This is a genomic window from Orrella sp. JC864 (assembly GCF_037026685.1).
Classification (GTDB): Bacteria; Pseudomonadota; Gammaproteobacteria; order Burkholderiales; family Burkholderiaceae_B; genus Orrella.
Genome location: NZ_JBANET010000002.1, coordinates 263,728 through 283,415 on the forward strand (window position 1 = coordinate 263,728; position 19,688 = coordinate 283,415).

15 protein-coding genes are annotated in these 19,688 nt (G+C 71.0%); 6 read left to right on the top strand and 9 right to left on the bottom strand.

The window, feature by feature from the left end:
• Position 1 precedes the first annotated feature (1 nt).
• From kdpB to V8Z80_RS03030, 6 genes are all read right to left on the bottom strand, one after another.
• The gene (gene kdpB / locus V8Z80_RS03005; RefSeq protein WP_336060952.1) at positions 2-2,053 is read right to left on the bottom strand and encodes a potassium-transporting ATPase subunit KdpB; all 2,052 of its coding nucleotides are present in this window, start codon (positions 2,051-2,053) and stop codon (positions 2-4) included.
• 10 nt (positions 2,054-2,063) lie between these two features.
• Entirely contained in the window at positions 2,064-3,770 is a 1,707-nt protein-coding gene (kdpA, locus tag V8Z80_RS03010) for a potassium-transporting ATPase subunit KdpA (protein ID WP_336060953.1), read from the bottom strand.
• Positions 3,771-3,858: 88 nt separating this feature from the next.
• Positions 3,859-5,217: a 3-deoxy-D-arabino-heptulosonate 7-phosphate synthase gene (locus V8Z80_RS03015; protein ID WP_336060954.1), complete on the bottom strand. Its 1,359-nt coding sequence runs from the start codon at positions 5,215-5,217 to the stop codon at positions 3,859-3,861.
• A gap of 5 nt (positions 5,218-5,222) precedes the next feature.
• Entirely contained in the window at positions 5,223-6,170 is a 948-nt protein-coding gene (locus V8Z80_RS03020; protein WP_336060955.1) for an AraC family transcriptional regulator, read from the bottom strand.
• Complete coding sequence (locus V8Z80_RS03025) at positions 6,167-8,425, bottom strand: xanthine dehydrogenase family protein molybdopterin-binding subunit (RefSeq protein WP_336060956.1); 2,259 nt, start codon at positions 8,423-8,425, stop codon at positions 6,167-6,169. Before V8Z80_RS03025 ends, V8Z80_RS03020 begins: the two co-directional genes overlap by 4 nt.
• Positions 8,426-8,435: 10 nt before the next feature.
• A complete protein-coding gene (locus V8Z80_RS03030) occupies positions 8,436-8,897 on the bottom strand; it encodes a (2Fe-2S)-binding protein (protein WP_336060957.1) in 462 nt (153 codons plus the stop codon).
• 357 nt (positions 8,898-9,254) lie between these two features.
• Between V8Z80_RS03030 and V8Z80_RS03035 the strand changes: the two genes are divergently transcribed.
• Genes V8Z80_RS03035 through V8Z80_RS03045 form a run of 3 tightly spaced genes read left to right on the top strand, consistent with a single transcriptional unit; the run spans position 9,255 to position 11,256 of the window.
• Complete coding sequence (locus tag V8Z80_RS03035) at positions 9,255-9,749, top strand: YciE/YciF ferroxidase family protein (protein WP_336060958.1); 495 nt, start codon at positions 9,255-9,257, stop codon at positions 9,747-9,749.
• Between the two features lie 46 nt (positions 9,750-9,795).
• On the top strand, positions 9,796-10,314 hold the full coding sequence (locus V8Z80_RS03040; RefSeq protein WP_155196031.1) for a ferritin-like domain-containing protein: 519 nt from the start codon (positions 9,796-9,798) through the stop codon (positions 10,312-10,314).
• 54 nt (positions 10,315-10,368) lie between these two features.
• Positions 10,369-11,256, top strand: a complete 888-nt coding sequence (locus V8Z80_RS03045) for a manganese catalase family protein (protein ID WP_336060959.1) — start codon at positions 10,369-10,371, stop codon at positions 11,254-11,256.
• A gap of 24 nt (positions 11,257-11,280) precedes the next feature.
• On the opposite strand, the gene arsC is transcribed toward V8Z80_RS03045, so the two are convergent.
• The gene (gene arsC / locus V8Z80_RS03050) at positions 11,281-11,652 is read right to left on the bottom strand and encodes an arsenate reductase (glutaredoxin) (protein WP_155196027.1); all 372 of its coding nucleotides are present in this window, start codon (positions 11,650-11,652) and stop codon (positions 11,281-11,283) included.
• Between the two features lie 121 nt (positions 11,653-11,773).
• Between arsC and V8Z80_RS03055 the strand changes: the two genes are divergently transcribed.
• From V8Z80_RS03055 to V8Z80_RS03065, 3 genes are all read left to right on the top strand, one after another.
• The gene (locus V8Z80_RS03055; protein WP_336060960.1) at positions 11,774-12,739 is read left to right on the top strand and encodes a LysR family transcriptional regulator; all 966 of its coding nucleotides are present in this window, start codon (positions 11,774-11,776) and stop codon (positions 12,737-12,739) included.
• A 104-nt stretch (positions 12,740-12,843) separates the two neighbouring features.
• Positions 12,844-13,611: an SDR family oxidoreductase gene (locus V8Z80_RS03060; protein ID WP_336060961.1), complete on the top strand. Its 768-nt coding sequence runs from the start codon at positions 12,844-12,846 to the stop codon at positions 13,609-13,611.
• Between the two features lie 68 nt (positions 13,612-13,679).
• Entirely contained in the window at positions 13,680-16,106 is a 2,427-nt protein-coding gene (locus V8Z80_RS03065) for a mechanosensitive ion channel family protein (protein WP_336060962.1), read from the top strand.
• 16 nt (positions 16,107-16,122) lie between these two features.
• On the opposite strand, the gene V8Z80_RS03070 is transcribed toward V8Z80_RS03065, so the two are convergent.
• Positions 16,123-18,237: a TonB-dependent siderophore receptor gene (locus V8Z80_RS03070; RefSeq protein ID WP_442951927.1), complete on the bottom strand. Its 2,115-nt coding sequence runs from the start codon at positions 18,235-18,237 to the stop codon at positions 16,123-16,125.
• 142 nt (positions 18,238-18,379) lie between these two features.
• Positions 18,380-19,603 (bottom strand): HPP family protein, encoded by a 1,224-nt coding sequence (locus tag V8Z80_RS03075; protein WP_336060963.1) that lies wholly within the window; start codon positions 19,601-19,603, stop codon positions 18,380-18,382.
• Positions 19,604-19,688: the final 85 nt, after the last annotated feature.

Consider the following 19,688-nt stretch of genomic DNA (forward strand, 5'->3'; position numbering starts at 1 on the left):
CTCAGGCGCCGGCGGCGGCCAGCAGCATGTCGATCAGCTTGATGGCCGGGAAGGGCAGCAGCAGGCCGCCTACGCCATATACCATCATATTGCGCCGCAGCAGCGCGGTGGCGCTGGCCGGGCGAAAGCGCACGCCGCGCAGGGCCAGCGGGATCAGCAGCGGGATGATGGCGGCGTTGAAGATCAGCGCGGCCAGCACCGCGTTGGCGGGGCTGGACAGGCGCATGAGGTCCAGCGAGGCCATCGAGGGGACCGTGCCGGCGAACATCGCCGGCAGGATGGCGAAGTACTTGGACACGTCGTTGGCCAGCGAGAACGTGGTCAGCGCGCCGCGCGTGACCAGCTGCTGCTTGCCGATCTCCACCACCGCCAGCAGCTTGGCCGGGTCGGAATCCAGGTCGACCATGTTGCCGGCCTCCTTGGCGGCCTGCGTGCCCGAGTTCATCGCCAGCCCCACGTCGGCCTGGGCCAGCGCCGGCGCGTCGTTGGTGCCGTCGCCCACCATCGCCACCAGGTGGCCGCCGGCCTGTTCCCGGCGGATGCGCGCCAGCTTGTCCTCGGGCCTGGCCTGGGCGATGTAGTCGTCCACGCCGGCCTGGGCCGCGATCGCGGCGGCGGTCAGCGGGTTGTCGCCGGTGATCATGACTGTCCTGATGCCCATCGCGCGCAGCCGCGCGAACTTTTCCTTGATGCCGTGCTTGACCACGTCCGAGAGCGCCACGACGCCCAGCACGTGGCGGCCGCTGGCCACCACCAGCGGCGTGGCCCCGGTGCGCGCCACCTGCTCGACCCGGCTTTGCAGCTCGGCCGGGACCTGGCCGCCCTGCGCCTTGACGTGGCGGACGATGGCGTCCAAGGCGCCCTTGCGGATGGCGCGGCCATCGGTCAGGTCCACGCCGGACATGCGGGTCTGCGCGCTGAAGGCAATGAAGCGCGCGCCGGCGGGCTCGTCGATGGCGGCGCCGGGCAGGCGCGCCAGCTGGACGATGGACTTGCCTTCCGGGGTGGGATCGGCCAGCGACGACAGCAGGGCGGCTTCACGCAGGCGGCCGGGATCGACGCCGGCCAGCGGATGCAGTGCCGTGGCCTGGCGGTCGCCGTGGGTGATGGTGCCTGTCTTATCGAGCAGCAGCACGTCCACGTCGCCGGCCACTTCCACTGCCTTGCCCGATTTGGCCAGCACGTTGGCCGAGAGCGCGCGGTTCATGCCGGCGATGCCGATGGCCGGCAGCAGCCCGCCGATGGTGGTGGGAATCAGGCATACCAGCAACGCCACCAGCTGCAAGGGGTCGATCGGGATGCCCACGAAGCCGGCGATGGCGGGCAAGGTGCCGACCACGATCAGGAAGGTCAGCGTCATCGTGCCCAGCAGCAGGCCCAGCGCAATTTCGTTGGGCGTTTTCTGCCTGCTGGCGCCCTCGACCAGCGCAATCATCCGATCGAGGAAACTGTCGCCGGGCAGCGAGGTGACGCGCACCACGATCTCGTCGGATAGCACCTTGGTGCCGCCTATCACCCCGGAGCGGTCGGTGCCGGCTTCGCGCAGCACGGGCGCGGACTCGCCGGTGACGGCCGACTCGTTGATGGTGGCCAGGCCGCGCACGATCTCGCCATCGGCCGGCACGATCTCGCCGGCGGCCACGCGTACCAGGTCGCCGGGTTGCAATCGGGCCGCGGCGACCGTCTGCGTCTCGTGCACGCCGGCCGCGTCGATGACGACGCGGCGCGCGACCAGGTCCTTGCGGGCGCGGCGCAGCGTAGCGGCCTGGCCGCGTCCACGCGCCTCGGCCAGCGCCTCGGCGAAGTTGGCGAACAGCAAGGTCGCCAGCAGCACCACGGTCACGCTCCAGCCGGCGGCTGGCGCGGTCCTGCCCAGCAGGGCAAGCACGGCGCAGCACAGCGTGCCCAGCCAGACCACGGCCATGACGGGGTTCTTGAAGGCGTGCCAGGGCGCGAGCCGGGCGCAAGCCTGCAAGGCGGCGGTTTTCAGGCCGGCGCGGCCGGCCAGCGCCGGGCGATGGCCGGCCGTGGCGAAGAAGGATGTTTCGTCCATGGCATTGCCTTCAGGAAGCGGCCAGCGCCAGGTGCTCGGCCACCGGGCCGAGCACCAGCGCGGGCAGGAATTGCAGTACGGCCAGGATCGCGATGACCGCGATCAGGGTCAGGGCAAAGGTCGGGGTTTCGATGTCCAAGGTGCCGGGACCCTGGGGCGCGGCGCGCTTGCGCGCCAGCATCGCGGCGATGGCCAGCGGCAGGATCAGGGCCGGATAGCGGCCAAGCGCCAGCGCGGCGGCGCAGCTCAGGTTCCACCAATGGCTCGCGTCGGCCAGCCCCTCGAAGCCCGAGCCGTTGTTGGCCAAGGCCGAGGCGTATTCGTAGAGCACCTGGCTGACGCCATGAAAGCCGGGGTTGGAGTTGCCGGCCAGCGAGGGGACGGCCAGGCTGGTCGCCGTCAGGCCCAGCAGCACCAGCGGCGGCAGCAGCACCAGCACGGCCAGCAGCCTGACCTCGGGCGCCTCGATCCTGCGCCCGCACAGGGCGGGCGTGCGTCCGGTCATCAGGCCGGCAAGAAACACGCCCAGCAACAGGTAGACCATGAACTGCTGCAATCCGCTGCCGATCCCGCCCCAGATGGCGTTGACCAGCATGTTGACCAGCGCCACCAGGCCGGTCAGCGGGGCGAGCGAATCGTGCATGGCGTTGACCGAGCCGTTGCTGGTCTGCGTGGTCAGCGCCGCCCATAGGGCCGAGGCCTGCGCGCCCAGGCGCACCTCCTTGCCTTCCATCAGGGCGGGATCGGCGCTCGATGGCGAATAGGCCTCGGACCACACCGCCAGGCTTGCCGAGGCCACCGACAGCGTCGCCATGCAGCCCAGGATCAGGGCGGCGAGCCGCTTGCGGCCGGTCAGCGCGCCGGCCATGAAGACCACGGCCACCGGCAGCAGGACGATAGCCAGCGTTTGCATCAGGTTCGACAGCGGCGTGGGGTTCTCCAATGGCACGGCGCTGTTCGAACCGTACCAGCCCCCGCCGTTGGTGCCCAGCTGCTTGACGGCGACCATCGCCGCGACCGGCCCGAGCGGGATCTTCTGTCCGGCCATGGGCGCGCTGGCGTCCAGTGGCGTGGCCACCGGCCCGCCCTGCAAGGTGGCGGGCACGCCCTGGCTGGTCAGCAGCAGCGAGAACAGCAGGCACAGCGGCAGCAGGACGCGCACCGCCGGACGGATGATGTCGGCCCAGTAGTTGCCCAGGCCGGCCCGGGCGCCGCGTTCATCGCCCGGGCCGATCGGCGCGCCGGGGACGCCGAACAGGCCGCGCAGCGTCGCCGCCGCCAGGGCCAGGCCCATCATCGGGGTGATGACCTGCAGCCCGACCAGGCCGGTCATTTGCGACAGGTGCGACAGCTGGGCCTGGCCCGAATAGTGTTGCTGGTTGGTGTTGGTCAGGAACGAAACCGCCGTGTGCAGCGCCAGGTCCCAGCGCATGTTCGGGGCCTGGTTGGGATTGAGCGGCAGCCAGGCCTGGGTCATGAACAGCACCCAGGCAATCCCCCCGAGCACGAGGTTGCTCAGCAGGAAGGCCCGCGCATACTCCTGCCAGCCCATGCTGCGCGCCGGATCCACGCCCAGCAGGCGGTACAGCGGGCGCTCGATCAACCCGAAGGCGCGGTCGCCGCGCATCGGCGCGCCCCGCATCACCGCCGCCAGGTAGCGGCCCAGCGGCCAGCCCAGCGCCAGGGCCAGCGCGATAACGATAAGGAACTCGGTCATGGGACGGGTCCTGCAAGCCGGATCGGCAACGGCTGCATTCTCGATCCGGCCCCCGTAAAGTCTCCATGCCTGTTGCCGCGCGGGCGCGTCAATTCTTCGTAAATTCCTGCGCCGATTCGGCCGCCGCCTGCAGGTCGGCGGCGTGGACCATCAGTTCGCGCACCTGGCGCAGCGTGGGATATTGCCAAAGCACGGCATGCCAGCGGGGCGAGGCCAGCAGGTCACGCCAGACGGGCTCGAGCAGCGCCGGGTCGGCGGGCTGGCCCTGTGCCAGCGTACTGGCGTAGTCCAGGCTGGCCGGCGCGGACAGCAGCTGCATGCGGCTGGCCGCGCCCAGCAGGCGCGGGGTGGAATCTGCCGGCGCATCGCAGCAATAAAGCACGGTGCCGGCCAGCGCATGCGCCTGCGTGGGCAGGGCCGCGAGCGATGCCCCGCGCAGGGGCACGGTTCCTTGCCGCGCCGCGAAGGGATAGACCTGGTCGGGCCGGGCCAGCGCGAGCAAGGCCAGGCCCCGCAGCAGGCGGGGAAAGTCGGTCGTGGCCGCGTCCACCGAGGCCTTGGCTTCCAGTACCAGGCAGACGTCCCAGGCCGGCTGCGAGCCCGGCGCCTGGCGCAGCACCACCGCGTCCCATTCCGTCTTGGCACGCTTGGCGCGGCCCGCCAGCGCGGCCGGCACGCGCAAGGACGTGACGACCCGATGGATGGCGCCGCCGCCGGCCTGGTCCAGGCGCATGGCCAGCGTCTCCAAGGCCTGCTCGGCCAGGGCTTCGACGGCCGCCCCGCGCCGCTGGCCGGCCGTGCCCCGGGCGGTCGCGCCGGCGCTGCCCGGCGCCGGTCCATGCCGCGCCCACAGCTGGCGGTACTGCCGTACTTGTTCGTGCTGCCCCAGGCTGTCCATGCGCAGCAGGTGCTGCAGCTCGGGGCCGGCCAGCAGGCGCGTCAGGCTGCGCGCCAGCGGCGCCTGGGCGGCGGCCTGCGGGGTGCGCAGCAGTGCGCTGGCTGTATCGGCCAGTTCGGCCCAGGCGTGCCGGCTGGCCGATTCGTGCAGCCGGGCCAGCGCCCCGCATAGCGGGTCTGCGCCGTGGCGCCGCAGCCTGGCCGGATGGGCGATGGCATGGACGGTGCCGAGCACCCGGCGCAGGTCCTGCGCGGCCCGGGCCGCCAGCCCGGCATATTCGCGCACGGGCGGCGCATGATGCCGCAGCACCATGGCCTGCAACGCCGGATCGCCGGACCCGGGCCGCATCGCATCCCGGATCAGGCGCGCCAGCGCATCGGTGAACTGCCGTGCCAGCGCCGCATCCGGCGATTGCGCCTGCGTCACGGCAAGACGGGCCTGCTCGATGGCCAAGGCCAGGGCCGTGGCGGGATCGTCCGCCTGCGCCCGCATGGCGCAGGCAGGCATGGCCGGCAGGCGATAGCGGCGCGCGGCGTGCTCGAGCATCATGCCCGTCAGCTTAGCGCATCCCCCAGGCAGCGCAGCCGCTTGACGTCGCGCAGCGGCGGCAGCCCGTACAGGCGGCTGTACTCGCGGCTGAACTGCGAGGCGCTTTCATAGCCCACCCGGTGCGCGGCCGCGCCGGCGTCCAGGGGTTCGGCCAGCATCAGGCGGCGGGCTTCGCGCAGGCGCAGCTGCTTCTGGTATTGCAGCGGGCTCATGGCGGTGATGGCCTTGAAATGATGGTGCAGGGACGACGGGCTCATGTTCACCGCCTGGGCCAGCGTCTCGATGCGCAGCGGCTGGGCGTAGTGGCGCTGGAGCCAATCGATGGCGCGGCTGATCTGGTGGGCCGGCCCGGCCGCCAGGCGGCGCAGGCGCGGACCCAGTTCGCCGGTGACCAGGCGATAGAGGATTTCGCGTTCGGCCAGCGGTCCCAGCGCGCGCAGGTCGGCCGGGTGGTCGAGCAGGCGCAGCAGCCGCAGCAGCGGTTCGAGCAGGTCGGCATCGACCGGGGCCAGGGCCACCCCGCGCATCGGCGGGGCGTCGGCCGGGGCGGGCGGGCCGATCTCGCCCAGCACTTCGCCCAGCCGTTCGGCATTGATGTCCAGCACCACGCACAGGTAGGGCTGGCGCGGCGTGGCATGGGTGATGCGGGCCAGGACCGGCAGGTCGAAGGCGGTCACCAGGTAATTGGCCGGGCCGTACTCGAAGACCTCCTCGCCCAGCTGTACCTGCTTGGCGCCCTGCACCGCGATGGCCAGCGAAGGGCGGCTCTGGGCGCAGCCCAGGTCGGCCGGACTGGCATAGCGCACCAGCGCCAGCCCGGGGTAGGGGGTCTGCTGCAAGCCGTCGTCCGGCATCCGGGCGGCCACCCGCCGGGCAATCTCGGCGCGGTATTGCGCCAGGCGCCGCGCCTGGACCAGGGCGGGCCCGGCGATGGCCGCTGGCGTGCCCTTCATGCGGGAACCCGCAGGGGCGTGCGTATGGGCAGCGTGCGCACCCGGGTGCCCACCGCATCGAAGATCGCATTGGCCAGGGCCGGCGCCAGCGGCGGCACGCCAGGCTCGCCCACGCCCGTGGGCGGCTGCGCGGAAGAAACAATGTGCACCTGCACCTGGGGCATCTCGTTCATGCGCAGCGCCGGATAGTCGTGGAAGTTGCTTTGCTCGACCACGCCGTCGGCCAGCGTGATGGCGCCATGCAGCGCGGCCGACAGCGCAAAGCCGATGCCGCCTTCCATCTGGGCGCGCACCACGTCCGGGTTGATGGCGATGCCGCAATCGACGGCGCACACCACCCGGTCGACCTTGAGCGCGCCGGCCTGGTCCACCGTGATCTCGACCACCTGCGCCACGACCGACTGGAACGATTCGTGCACCGCCACGCCCCGGCCGCGCCGCGTGCCGGCGGCGCCGCTTGCCAGGGGCTGGTCCCAGCCGGCCTGCCGCGCGGCCAGCTCCAGCACGCCCAGGTGGCGGGGATGGCCGGCCAGCAGGGCGCGCCGGTAGGCCACCGGGTCGTTGCCGCCGGCGCGGGCAGCCTCGTCGATCAGGGTCTCGGCGGTGAAGGCCGTGTGCGTGTGGCCCACCGAGCGGAACCACAGCACGGGCACGCGCGAGTCGCTGGGCGAATGCAGCTCGACCCGCAGGTTGGGCACCCCATAGCTCAGGTCGGACAGGCCCTCGACCGAGGTGGTGTCCACGCCGTCCTTGATCATGAAGTCCGCGAAAGGCGTGCCCGCGATGATGGACTGGCCCACCACGCGCACCTGCCAGGCGGTGACCTGGCCCTGGGCGTCCAGGCCGACGCGGGCCCGGTGCAGGTACAGCGGCCGGTAGTAGCCGGCGCGGGTGTCGTCCTCGCGGGTCCAGACCAGCTTGACGGGCGCATCCAGTCCTTGCCGGCGCGCCGCCCGGGCAATGGCCACGGCTTCGAGCAGGTAGTCGGCGCTGGAACTGGCGCGCCGGCCGAAACTGCCGCCGGCATAAAGCTGGTGGATCGATACGCGCTCGGGCGGCAGGCCCAGGTAGGCGCTGACGGCCTGCTGGTCGGCGGTCTGGAACTGCTCGCCGTTCCAGATTTCGCATTCGTCCTCGCCCAGGCGCACCACGCAATTGAGCGGCTCCATGCTGGCATGGGCCAGGTAGGGAAACTCGAAGTCGGCCTCGATCACCTGGGCGGCCGAGGCCAGCGCGGCCTGCACGTCGCCGCGCTCGGCCGCGAGCGTGCCGGCGGTGCCGGCCAGCTCGCGGTAGCGGGCCAGCAGCGTGTCGCTGCCGCCGCGATAGGCCTGGCTTTCGTCCCAGTCGATGGCCAGCAGGTCGCGGCCGCTGCGGGCCGCCCAGGTATTGTCGGCCAGCACCGCCACGCCGGCCGAGCGCGTGGCCGAGCCCTCGAACTGCACGACCGCGCGCACGCCGGGCACGGCCTTGGCCTGTCCGGCCTCGACGCCGCGCACCGTGGCGCCGAAGCGCGGCGCGTGCGCGGCCACCGCCACCAGCATGCCGGGCAGCTGGACATCCTGGGTGTAGAGGGCGCGCGCACGGACCTTCTCGGCGCTGTCGGTGCGGCGCAGGTCCTGCTTGCCGATCAGGGTATAGCGTTCGGGCGATTTCAGCGCGATGCCGGCCGGCAGCGGCTGGCGCGCGGCCGCCTCGGCCAGCTCGCCGAAGCCGGCGCTGCGGCCCGAGGCGGCGTGGCTGACCGTGCCTTGCGCGACGTCGATCTCGCCGGCGGGAACCTGCCAGCGTTCGGCGGCCGCCGCTACCAGCATGGCGCGCGCCGCGGCTCCGGCCTGGCGCATCTGCTCGAAGGAGTTGGCCATGGCGGTGCTGCCGCCGGTGCCCTGGATGCCCAGGGCCAGGTTCTTGTAGAGCTCGGTGTTTACCGGGGCGCCCTCGACCCGGACCTGTTCCCAGGCGGCGTCCAGTTCCTCGGCGGCCAGGGTGGCCAGGCCGGTGTAGGCGCCCTGGCCCATTTCTATGTGCTTGGCATAGACGGTGACGATGCCCCGGGTATCGATGCGCAGGAAGGCGTTGGGAGCGAAGGCGGCCGGCTGCGCGGCGCCGGCCTGCGGGCCGGCGGCGGCGCGCAGCGGGGCCAGGTGCAGGCCCAGGACCAGCCCGGCGCCGGCTTGCAGCACGCGGCGCCGGGCCGGGTTGGCGGGGTAGGGGCCGCCGTGGGCGGCATCTTGCGACAGGGTGCGGTAGGCCATGTGGGCTCCTTCAGGCGAGCGCGCGGGCGGCGTGGTGGATGGCCGCGCGGATGCGCACGTAGGTGGCGCAGCGGCACAGGTTGCCGCTCATGGCATCGTCGATGTCCTGGTCGGTGGGGCGGGGATTGCCGCGCAGCAGGGCGGCTGCCGACATCATCTGGCCGGGCTGGCAGTAGCCGCACTGCACCACGTCCAGCGCCTCCCAGGCGGCCTGCACGGCCTGGCCGACGCGATCGGCGCCCAGGCCTTCGATGGTCGTGATCTTCTGGCCCGCCAGCGCCGAGACCGGCATGACGCAGGCGCGGATGGGGTTGCCGTCGGCATGCACCGTACAGGCGCCGCACAAGGCCATGCCGCAGCCGTATTTGGTGCCCGTCAGTTTTGCCACATCCCGCAAGGCCCAGAGCAGGGGCATTTCGCCGGGGGCGTCCAGGGCCGTATCGGCGCCGTTGATGTTCAGGGTGATGGTCATGGGTTCCCCCCAGTGCAGAAGGCGCGCGTGGCCGCGCGGAAGCTGCAAGCTTAAGGAAGGCGCCAGCCTGGCGGCAATGCCGATTACTGCGAGATTCTTGCCTGATCCTGCGCAGGCGGGCCGGCGGACAGATTTGTGGGCCGGCTGTGTAAGTTGGCTACGACGTGAAACGGCCGCATCCCGGGCCCGACGGGCTTGCGCAGTCGGCGCGCCCGGCCGCCGGGCGCCGGCGCGAGCGTTCCGTGAAACGCGGACACTGGGCGATACAACTGCGCCGGCCGAGTGCTCTACGGTGATGCTTTCGAAGACACCGATGTCTTCGGGGAACTCAACCCCTATACCGCAATGGAGAGAGAAATGGCTGTCAAGACGCTGGAAGACCTGTTCATCCACGAACTTTCGGATATCAGCAGTGCCGAGAAACAACTGGCCAAGGCGCTGCCGCGGTTGGCACGGGCGGTGGAGAATCCCGAACTGCGCCAGGCCTTCGAGACGCACCTGGAAGAGACGCAGGGGCAGATCGAGCGCATCGACGAGATCGTCGAACTCACCGGCTTTCGCCTCAAGCGCATCAAGTGCGCGGCCATGGAAGGCCTGGTCGAGGAGGGCAAGGAGGTGATCGAGGAAGTGGAAAAAGGCCCGGTGCGCGACGCCGCGCTGATCGGCGGCGCGCAGAAGGTCGAGCACTACGAGATCGCCAGCTACGGCACCTTGTGCGCCCTGGCCAAGCAGCTCGGCCTGAATGACGTGATCAAGCTGCTGCAGGCGACGCTGGAGGAAGAGAAGGCCACCGACCAGAAGCTGACCCTGATCGCCGAGGGCGGCGGCAACCAGAAGGCCGCGAGCAAATAACCCGCTGTTTTGCAGCCACGCAACTTTCGAGGAAAAGGTGAACGCAATGACGACCAACGAAGACCGAGCGAAGGAACACCTGCTGGATTGGCTGCGCGATGCGCACGCCATGGAAGAGCAGGCCGAAACCATGCTCAAGGGCATGGCGGGCCGGCTCGAGCATTATCCGGTGCTGCGCCAGCGCATCGAGCAGCACATCGTCGAGACCCAGGGGCAGGCCCGCCAGGTCGCCAGCTGCCTGGAGCGCATCGGCGGCAGCAACTCGGCGCTCAAGGATACCGGCGGCAAGATGATGGCCGCGGCCCAGAATTTCTCGGGCATGTTCGCCAGCGACGAAGTGGTCAAGGGGGCCTTGTTCAGCTATGCCTTCGAGCACATGGAGATCGCGTCCTACCGCAGCCTCGTGGCCGCCGCGCGGCTGGTCGGGGACCAGGCCACCGCCGATATCTGCGCCGGCATCCTGGCCGAGGAGGAAGCGATGGCCAAGTGGCTCGAAGAGCACATGGACCAGCTGACCGCCGAGTTCCTGCAGCGCTCGCGCCAAGGCGAGCCGGCCAAGCGCTAGCCATCGCGGGCCGCCGCCTGGGCGGCCTTGCTCTCGACACGCAAGGGAAACCCCATGTTCATCCACAACAAACGATTGCAATACACCGTGCGGGTGGCCCGGCCCAATCCGGGCCTTGCCAACCTGCTGCTCGAGCAGTTCGGCGGCCCCCAGGGCGAACTGGCGGCGGCCTGTCGCTACTTCGCCCAGGGGCTGGGCGAGGACGACCCGGGCCGCAAGGACATGCTGATGGACATCGCCACCGAAGAGCTCAGCCACCTGGAGGTGATCGGTTCGCTGATCGCCATGCTGAACAAGGGCGCCAAGGGCCAGCTGGCCGAAGCCACGCAAAGCGAGGCCGAGCTGTACCGTTCGCTGAACGGCCCGGGCAACGATTCGCACGTGACGCAGCTGCTGTATGGCGGCGGCCCGGCGCTGATCAATTCGGCCGGCCAGCTCTGGACGGCGGGCTACATCGAGAACGTGGGCGATCCGTCGGCCGACCTGCGCACCAACATCGCCGCGGAGGCGCGCGCCAAGATCATCTATGAAAGGCTGATCAACGTGACCGACGATCCCGACGTCAAGGACGCGCTGGGCTTCCTGATGACGCGCGAAGTGGCGCACCAGCAGTCGTTCGAGAAGGCGCTGTATTCCATGCAGGCGAATTTCCCGCCGGGCAAGCTGCCGGGCATGCCGGCCTTTGCCAACACCTACTTCAATATGTCGCAGGGCGAAGGAGACATGCGCGGCTCGTGGAACAGCGACGAGAATTTCGAGTACGTCTCGGACCGGGACAAGCAGCACAGCGTGGACGGCGGCGACGGCTCGGCCAGCGTGCAGCAGTTGGACCAGGCCGAACTGGCGGACTTGCAGGCGCTGGTCAGCCGCACGGCTTCCGATCCCCTGGCCGATCCGCAGACCGGCGTGGACCTGGGCGCCGGCGCCCCGCCGGCGCGCTAAGCCGCGGCGTGCGCGCGCGGCGCGCTACTGGCCGCGCGCCGCCTGCGGCAGGATGTCCAGCACCGCTTCGGGCGGGCGGCATAGCCGCGCGCCCAGGGGCGTGTCCACGATGGGGCGGTTGATCAGGATGGGGTGCTCGAGCATGAATCCGATCAGCTGCTCGTCGGTCCATCGGGGCTCGCCCAGGCCCAGTTCCTCGTAGGGCGTGCCCTTGCTGCGCAGCACCTCGCGCACGGGCACGCCCATTTTTTTGATCAGCGCCGTCAGCGTCTGGCGGTCGGGCGGGTCCTTCAGGTACTGGACGACGGTGGGCTGGACGCCGCTGTCGCGGATCATGTCCAGCACCTTGCGCGAGGTGCCGCAATTGGGGTTGTGGTAGATGGTGACGTCCGGCATGGGGTCTTCCTTGTAGATCGTTGTGCCCCGGCAAGTATAGATTTCCGGGGCCCGGCTGCGCAGGCCGGCGCCTCGCGCCATAATGCGTGCCGGGCCAGCGGCCGGGACCGGGAGATCTGCCATGGACGAATTGCGCGCCATATCGACATTCATCAGGGCTGCCGAACTGGGCAGCTTCAACCGCGCCGCCCTGGCGCAGGGCACCACCGCCCAGGCCGTGAGCAAGGCGGTGCGCCAGCTCGAGGCGCACCTGGGCGTGCGCCTGTTTCACCGCAGCACGCGCAAGAGCGCGCTAACCGAGGAAGGCCAGCGCCTGTTCGATTCGGCCCGGGACAGCCTGCAGGCGCTGACCGAGGCGCTGCAAGGCGCGCGCAGCGCCGCGCGGCAGGAAGAAGGGCTGATACGGATCAGCGCGGCTGGCGCGGTCGGGCGCAAGGTGCTGATGCCCTTGCTGGCGGCCTTCGGCCAGCGCTATCCGGGCATCCGTTTCGACCTGACGCTGGAGGACCGGGCCACCGACGTCGTGGGAGAGCGCATCGACGTGGGTTTCCGCTCGGGCAACCCGCCGGACGCGCAGGTGGTGGCGCGGCGCCTGTTCCCCATCCAGCTGATCCTGTGCGCCTCGCCGGGCTACCTGGCCGAGCACGGCGCGCCGGCGCGCCTGCAGGACCTGGCCCGCCACCGTTGCGTGGGCTATCGCCAGCCGGGCACGAGCCGCCCGGTGCCCTGGGAGTTCAAGGTCAAGGGCGAGACGGTGTTCCAGTGCGTGCCGGCCGTGGTGTGCTGCAGCGATCCCGAGGCCGAGATGCAGGCCGTGCTGCAGGGCATGGGCATCGGGCAGATCGACAGCATCAACGCGGCCGCGCCGCTGCGCAGCGGCGCGCTGGTGCCGCTGCTGGCGCGCCACGTTAGCGACCGCATGGGCTTGTTCCTGTACTACGCCCAGCGCAGGGACATGCCGCTGCGGGTGCGCCGCTTCATCGATTTTGCCGCCGAGCAGCTCCAGGGCGGCGAGCGCTACTGGCTGGGGGCCGCCGAGCTGCGGCCGCGCACGCCCGCCGCGCGCCACGCGCCGATAGACAACTGACGGTTGCTACTGATGGCGCCGCACGCCGTCTACCGGCGATCGGCGCCGGCTTCTAGAGTTCGGGCTGTCGGATTTCGACGAACCTGAACCCCAAGGAGCCCACCATGACGACTTCCCAAGACCTTGCCGGCCGCGTTGCGGTCATCACCGGCGCTTCCAGCGGCATCGGCCAGGCCAGCGCGCTGCTGCTGGCCTCGCGCGGCGCCCGGGTGGCGCTGCTGGCGCGCCGCCAGGCCGCCCTGGAGAGCCTGGCGGCCGAGATCCGCGCGGCCGGCGGCCAGGCGCTGGCATTGCCTGCCGACGCGACCGATGCCGCTTCGGTCCAGGCGGCCGCGCAGGCGGTGCGCCGCGAGTTCGGCTGCGCCGACCTGGTTTTCAACAATGCCGGCCTGATGCTGCCCGGCGCCGTGGGCGAGCAGCCGTTCGAAGAATGGCAGCGGCAGATCGACATCAACGTGACCGGGGCCATGCGCGTGATCCACGCGTTCGTGCCGCAACTGGAGCAGGCCGCGGCCCGGGGCGGCCCCTCGGACCTGGTCAACACCTCGTCGATCGCCGGGCAGTACGTCTATGGCAATTTCGCCGTCTATTCGGCGACCAAGGCCTACGTCAGCCACCTGACCCGCCACCTGCGCCTGGAGCTGGGGCCGCGCGACATCCGGGTCGGCATGATCGAGCCGGGCATCACGGCCACCGAGCTGCAGGATCATTTCACCTTCCAGGGCGCCAAGGACTGGCTGGCCGGCGCGGCGCAGTCCATCGAGTTCCTGCGGGCCGAGGACGTGGCGCAGGTGCTGGGCTTCATCGTTTCGCAGCCCAGGCACGTGAACCTGCAGCAGGTGGTGGTCATGCCGACCCGCGAGGGCATCTGAGCGGCGGCCCGCGTGCGCGGCCAGGCTGCTTTACCATAGCGTCGCTGCATCGTTTCCCGGACATAGGCATGATGAACCGATTGTTGCTGGCGCTGTTGTGCATCCTGGCCCTGAGCGCGGGCCGCCCGGCGGGCGCGGCCGCGCCGCAGGCTCCCGCCGGCGAGGCCCCGCGGCAGGCGCAGGCCATCGCCGTGGGCGATATCGCCTGGCAGGCCGACGCCGACGAGCAGTTGGCGGGCGAGATCGCCGCGCGCGCGGCGCAGGCCGATCCCCTGGGGCGCATCGAGCCGGCGCTGATCGCGCTGGAGCGCTCGGTCGGCGACAAGCGCGCCATGTTCCGCAGCGAAGACCTGCTGGTGCTGCCGCAGCTGCAGCTAGACAGCCTGGAGCGGCATTGGCGGCTCGATGCCGCCCGGCTGGCGCGCTGGAAAGCGGACCTGCGCGTGGCGATCGGCCCGAGCCTGCGCGACGTGGCCGACATGGCCGAGCGCCGCCAGGCCTGGCTGGCCACGCGGGCGGCCCATCCCGCCGGCTCGCTGCCGCAGGCCCTGTCCGACCGCATCGATGCGGTGCTGGCGCAGATCGCGCTGGCCGAGGCGGCGCTTTCCGCGCCGCTGGCACGCCAGATGGCCCTGGCCCAGCGCGTGAACGTGCTGGAGAACAGCGTGCAGGCCGGGCAGGAAGCGGTGGCCGACGCCATCGATCATATCGACCGGCGGCTGCTGCACGTCGATGCGCCGCCGCTGTGGCGCGCCGAGCAAGCCGGCGCGGCGGCCGGGGTGGGCGCGGGCCTGGGGATGCAGCTGGCCTTCCTGCGCCAGTACGGCGAGGCCGGCGGCGGCGGGCGGCGCGCGCTGGCGCTGCTGCAGGTCCTGATGCTGCCGCTGCTGGCCGTGCTGGCCGTGCGCGCGCGCAGGCGCGATGCGCCGCTGCGCGATCCCGAATCGCTGCGCATCCTGCAAAGGCCGGTTTCCGCCTGGATCCTGCTGACGATGATCGGCGTGCTCACGCTCGAGCGCGACGGCCCGCCGCTGCTGCACCAGATCGCCATGGTGCTGGCCTTGCTGCCGGTGCTGCGGCTGCTGCCGACCCGCCTGCGCGAGCAGCTCGGCGCCTGGCCCTATGTGGTCAGCGGCTTTTACCTGCTGCAGCGCGGGGCCTTCCTGCTGCTGGCCGACAACCTGCTGTATCGCTGGTACACCTTCTGGCTGGCCTTGGCGGCCCTGGCCCTGACGCTCTGGCTGGTGCGGCGCCCGGGCGCCGCCGCCGGCGCGCGCACCGGCGGGCTGCTGCGCGCGGGCGCCTGGTGCGCGGCGGCGCTGCTGGCGCTGTCGGTGCTGTGCAACCTGCTGGGCAACGTCTCGCTGGCCGAAATGCTGGTCAACGGCGTGATCCTCACCGCCTACATGGGCCTGGTGCTGTACGCCGCCGTGGCGGTGTTCGAAGCCTTGCTGCGCGAATGCCTGGGCCTGTCCTACGTGGCGCGCCTGCACCTGGCCCGCGTGCGCGGCCAGGCCATCGTGGCATCGCTGGTGCGCGCCTTCACGGCGGTGGCGGTGCTGGCCTGGGTGGTTTTTACGCTGGACGGCTTCCGGCTGTTCCGGCCCTTGTACGGCTGGCTGCACGCGGCCCTGACCGCCCGCATGAACTATGGCGAACTCTCGATCAGCCTGGGCACCGTGCTGCTGTTCGTGTTCTCGGTGTGGCTGGCGTTCTGGATCGCGCGCACGGTGCGGCTGGTGCTGCGCGAAGAGGTGCTGCCCCAGGTCGCGCTGCCGCGCGGGGTGGACAACAGCATCGCCTCGCTGAGCTATTACGCGCTGGTCTTGCTGGGGCTATATGTGGCGCTGTCGGCGGCGGGCTTTCAGATGGGGCAGATGGCCTTCCTGTTCGGCGCCCTGGGCGTGGGCATCGGCCTGGGCCTGCAGGGCGTGGTGAACAATTTTGTCTCGGGCCTGATCCTGATGTTCGAGCGGCCCTTGCAGCCGGGTGACGTCGTGGACATCGGCGGCACCGCCGGCAGGGTGCGCAGCATCGGCATGCGATCGACCACGGTGCGCACCTTCGAAGGCGCCGACGTGGTGGTGCCCAACGGCATGCTGCTTTCGGAAAAGCTCACCAACTGGACCTTGCTGGACCGCACCCGGCGCGTCGACGTCGAAGTGGGGGTGGCCTACGGCAGCGACGTCGAGCGGGTCAAGCAGCTGCTGCACGAGGCCGTCGCGCGCGTGCAGGGCATCCTGGGCGAGCCGGCGCCGGTGGTGCTGTTCACCGGCATGGGCGAGAGCGCGCTGGATTTCGTGGTGCGCGGCTGGACCGCCGATTTCGACAACTGGGCGGGCATACGCAGCGAGCTGGTCACCAACGTGTACACCGCGCTGCAAGAGGCCGGCATCGAGATTCCCTTCCCGCAGCGGGACCTGCACCTGCGCAGCGTGGACGGGCAGGCGGCGCGCGCACTGGGCGCCGGCGCGCCGCCCGCCGGGCAGGACTGAGCGGCGGGGCGAGCGCTCAGAACCTGTAGGTGGCGCTGGCCACGATGCTGCGGCGCGCGCCGTACCAGCAGTCGCCGCGCGACAGGCAGGTGGCCACGTAGGTCTTGTCGGTCACGTTGTTCACGTTAAGCGCATAGCGCCAGTGGCGGGTTTCGTACGAGACCATGCCGTCCCACAGCACGACCGATTGCGTGGTGGGCGCATCGCCGTCGCGAAAGGCGCTCATCCAGCGCACGCCGGCGCCGGCCGCAAAGCCGTCGATGCCGGCCACCGAGAAGCGGTACTTGCCCCAGGCCGCGGCCTGGTGGCGCGGCATGCCCTCCAGTTCGTCGTCCAGGTCGATGTAGTTGTAGTGCGCGATCAGGTCCACCGACGGGCTGATCTGTCCGCGCCACTCCAGCTCCAGGCCGTTGTTGCGGGTCTTGCCGGTCTGCACGTTGTTCAGCGGGCCGCTTTCGTCGGGCACCAGGCGGTTCTTTTCCTTTAGGGTATAGACGGCGGCGGTGAACAGGTTGCGGCCGTCCTCGGACAGGTGCTTGACGCCCACCTCCCACTGCTCTCCGCGCAGGGGTTCGTAGGTTTCCGGCACGCCGCCTTCCGGGGTGCTGCGCGTGGTGCTGGCCTGCGGGGTGAAGGATTCGCTGTAGTTCACATAGGGCGACCAGCCGTTGTCGGCCACGTACATCACGCCCAGGCGCTTGGTGGTCGCCTGGTCCTTGTCGGTGCGCCCGCCGTCCAGGCCGCTGCGCGCGCGGTCGTGCCGCAGGCCGGCGGCCACGATCCAGTTGCGGCCGATCTTCATCTGGTCCTGCAGGTAGATGCCGGTCTGGCGCAGCTTGAAGCGCGGCTCCTCGGTCAGCGTGGGCGGCGTGAAGTTGCCGTAGACCGGGTCGTAGGCGTCGATGGTGCTGTAGCCGAAGCCGCTTTCGCGCTCGCGCCGGTACTGCAGCCAGTCAACGCCCAGCAGCAGGCGGTGCTCGACGATGCCGGTGCGCAGGCGGCCCTGCAGGTGCTGGTCCAGCGTATCGATGCGCACCTCGGTGATGCTGTCGTCGGCATAGCGGCCGATGATGCGCTGGCCGTCCGGATCCGCGGCCCAGCCCCCCGGCAGGCTGAACGAGTCGGCATAGTGGGTGAAGTAGTCGACCTTGTTGCGCGCGTGGCGATACCCCTGGCTGAAGGACCAGTCGTCGTTGAAGCGGTGCTCGAACAGCCAGCCCACGCTGCGGCGCCGGGAGTCGTAGCGGTCGTGGTCGGGCTCGCCGATGAAGCGGCGCGTGGGGATGCGGCCGTTGGGGTTGGGCGTGCGCATGCCGGCCCAGGGCAGGAATTGCGAGGTCGAGCCCGATTTGTCGTCCTGGTACAGCGCCTGCAGCGTGAGCGAGGTGGCGGCGCTGGGGCGCCAGGTCAGGCTGGGCATGAGCACGGTGCGGTCGTCCGGCACGTGGTCCACCTGGGTGTCGGCCTGGCGCTTGAGCGCCACGATGCGGTAAAGCCATTGCCCGTCCTCGGTCAGCGGGCCCGTCAGGTCGGCCTGGATCTGCTTGCGGTCGTGGCTGCCGTATTGGATGCCCACCTCGCCCTGGAAGGTGTCTTGCGGCCGCTTGCTGACCATGTTGACGATGCCGGCCGTGCTGCCTTGCCCGTACAGCATGGCCGCCGGCCCGCGCAGCACCTCCAGGCGCTCGAGCGTATAGGGCTCGGTGCGGGTGGTGCTGGTGTAGTAGTCGAAGGCCTGGCGCAGCCCGTCCAGGTAGGTGTCGGGCGAGGAGCCGCGCACGCGCACGGAATCGGTGCGCGAATCCAGCCCATAGGCGTCCGAGCGCACCCCGGCCGCGTAGCCCAGCGCGTCCTGGATGTTGGCCGCGCCCTGGTCCAGCATCTGCTCGCGCGTGACGACCGTGACCGATTGGGGCGTCTCGATCAGGGGCGTGTCGGTCTTGGTGGCCGTGGCCGAGCGCTGGGCGGCGTAGCCCTGCACCGGCCCGGTGGCGGTTTCCTGGATTGCATCGGACTGGACCGTGACCTGGGGCAGGGTGGTGACCGCCGGGCCGGGCTGGGCCGCCAGCAGGCCGGGCAGGCCCGCCAGCGCGAGCATCAGTCGTGAGGGCGAAGGAAAAGGGGTGCTCATGAGTTTAATAAAGATAATCAGTCTTATTAAGTTTTATTAAAAGACGCAGTGAACGCCAAACCTCAAGGACTGTCAAGGCCCCGGGCGCGGGCCGGGGCGGCCGGCGCAGGCGGGCGGTGCCGCGCCGGCAGGGCTGCTGCCGCTAGCCCTGGGCTGTGGGCCGGCTGGCCTGGCCGGCGGCCTGCTGCGTCGTGCGGTGCAGGGCGCGCACCAGGTCCGACTGGGTGACGATGCCGGTCAGCACGCCGTCCTGGCGCACGATCGGGATGTGGCGGTGGCCGCGCTCGGCGAACAGCGGGACCAGGCTGCTGACCGGCTGGTCGGGCCAGGCCGTGTCGACCTGGCGCGTCATCGCCTGGCCCACGCGCGGCGCGGCCCAGGGGCGGCGCGCGCCCTTGCGCCATAACGCGCGCAGCCCCGCGCCCCAGCCGCCGCCGGCGGGGGCGCCATCGTGCGGCAGGAAGTCGGCGGCGGTCACGATGCCCAGCAGCTTGCCGTGCGGATCGACCACGGGCAGCGCCTTGACCCGGCGCGCGCGCATCAGCGCCCAGGCGGCTTGCTGCGTCATGTCCGGCGGGACCGCCGCCGGCCGGGCCGACATGATGTCCCGGCAGCGCAGGTGGCCGAAGGTGCGCGCGTAGGCCGCGGCCTGCACATGGTGCAGCAGGGCCGCGAGGTCTTCGCGGCTGACGTCCAGTACGTGGTTGTAGCGGGCCAGCGCGGCATCCAGGTCTTGCGGGTCCAGGCCGCCGCGCGGGGGCGGCCCGGCCGCGGCGCGCCCGGCTGCCTGCGGATACGGCCTGCCGGTCAAGCGGTTGTATGCGATGGCGGCGGCCACCAGCAGCACCGAATTGACCAGCACCGGCAGCAGCGCCGCGCTCCATTCGGCCTGGCCCAGGGCCGCAAGCAGCGCCGCCGCCGCGCCGGGCGGATGCAGGCAGCGCAATGCGAACATCAGGGCGATGGCCAGCGCGACCGCGGCGGCGGCGGTCAAAGCCGGGTCGGCGGCCAGCATGCCGCAGGCCACGCCGGCCACGGTGCACAGGGTGTTGCCGCCGATCACCGGCCAGGGCTGCGCCAGCGGGCTGGATGGCAGCACGAACAGGATCACGGCGCTGGCGCCCAGCGGCGCGGCCAGCCAATATGCGCCGCCCAGGGCTTGCATGGCCCAGCGGCTGCCCAGCGCCATGCACAGAATGCCCAGGGCCGCGCCCACGACCGCGCGCAGGATCTCGCGGCTGTCGACCGAGGGCGCGCGGGGCCAGAGCCAGGCCGGCAGCTTGCGCGCGCCTTGCCCGGCGGCGGGGGGCGCAGGCGGCGGGACGGTGGGAGAAGGGGGCGGCGGGCAGGCGTCTCGGGGCTTCATTTTTTTCACCATTCTAGTGCAGCCCGCCTGAAGCCCACTTGAACGCCGGCGTCCCGGACACGGCATGTCTTTGCTTTGCCATGCA

Bases quoted from the DNA above. Each gene is read 5' to 3' on its own strand.
- V8Z80_RS03060 (WP_336060961.1), top strand. From the start codon at position 12,844: ATGACGACTTCCCAAGACCTTGCCGGCCGCGTTGCGGTCATCACCGGC.
- V8Z80_RS03045 (WP_336060959.1), top strand. From the start codon at position 10,369: ATGTTCATCCACAACAAACGATTGCAATACACCGTGCGGGTGGCCCGG.
- V8Z80_RS03055 (WP_336060960.1), top strand. From the start codon at position 11,774: ATGGACGAATTGCGCGCCATATCGACATTCATCAGGGCTGCCGAACTG.
- V8Z80_RS03040 (WP_155196031.1), top strand. From the start codon at position 9,796: ATGACGACCAACGAAGACCGAGCGAAGGAACACCTGCTGGATTGGCTG.
- V8Z80_RS03070 (WP_442951927.1), bottom strand. From the start codon at position 18,237: ATGAGCACCCCTTTTCCTTCGCCCTCACGACTGATGCTCGCGCTGGCG.
- V8Z80_RS03025 (WP_336060956.1), bottom strand. From the start codon at position 8,425: ATGGCCTACCGCACCCTGTCGCAAGATGCCGCCCACGGCGGCCCCTAC.
- V8Z80_RS03065 (WP_336060962.1), top strand. From the start codon at position 13,680: ATGATGAACCGATTGTTGCTGGCGCTGTTGTGCATCCTGGCCCTGAGC.
- V8Z80_RS03015 (WP_336060954.1), bottom strand. From the start codon at position 5,217: ATGATGCTCGAGCACGCCGCGCGCCGCTATCGCCTGCCGGCCATGCCT.
- V8Z80_RS03030 (WP_336060957.1), bottom strand. From the start codon at position 8,897: ATGACCATCACCCTGAACATCAACGGCGCCGATACGGCCCTGGACGCC.
- kdpB (WP_336060952.1), bottom strand. From the start codon at position 2,053: ATGGACGAAACATCCTTCTTCGCCACGGCCGGCCATCGCCCGGCGCTG.
- kdpA (WP_336060953.1), bottom strand. From the start codon at position 3,770: ATGACCGAGTTCCTTATCGTTATCGCGCTGGCCCTGGCGCTGGGCTGG.
- V8Z80_RS03075 (WP_336060963.1), bottom strand. From the start codon at position 19,603: ATGAAGCCCCGAGACGCCTGCCCGCCGCCCCCTTCTCCCACCGTCCCG.
- arsC (WP_155196027.1), bottom strand. From the start codon at position 11,652: ATGCCGGACGTCACCATCTACCACAACCCCAATTGCGGCACCTCGCGC.
- V8Z80_RS03020 (WP_336060955.1), bottom strand. From the start codon at position 6,170: ATGAAGGGCACGCCAGCGGCCATCGCCGGGCCCGCCCTGGTCCAGGCG.
- V8Z80_RS03035 (WP_336060958.1), top strand. From the start codon at position 9,255: ATGGCTGTCAAGACGCTGGAAGACCTGTTCATCCACGAACTTTCGGAT.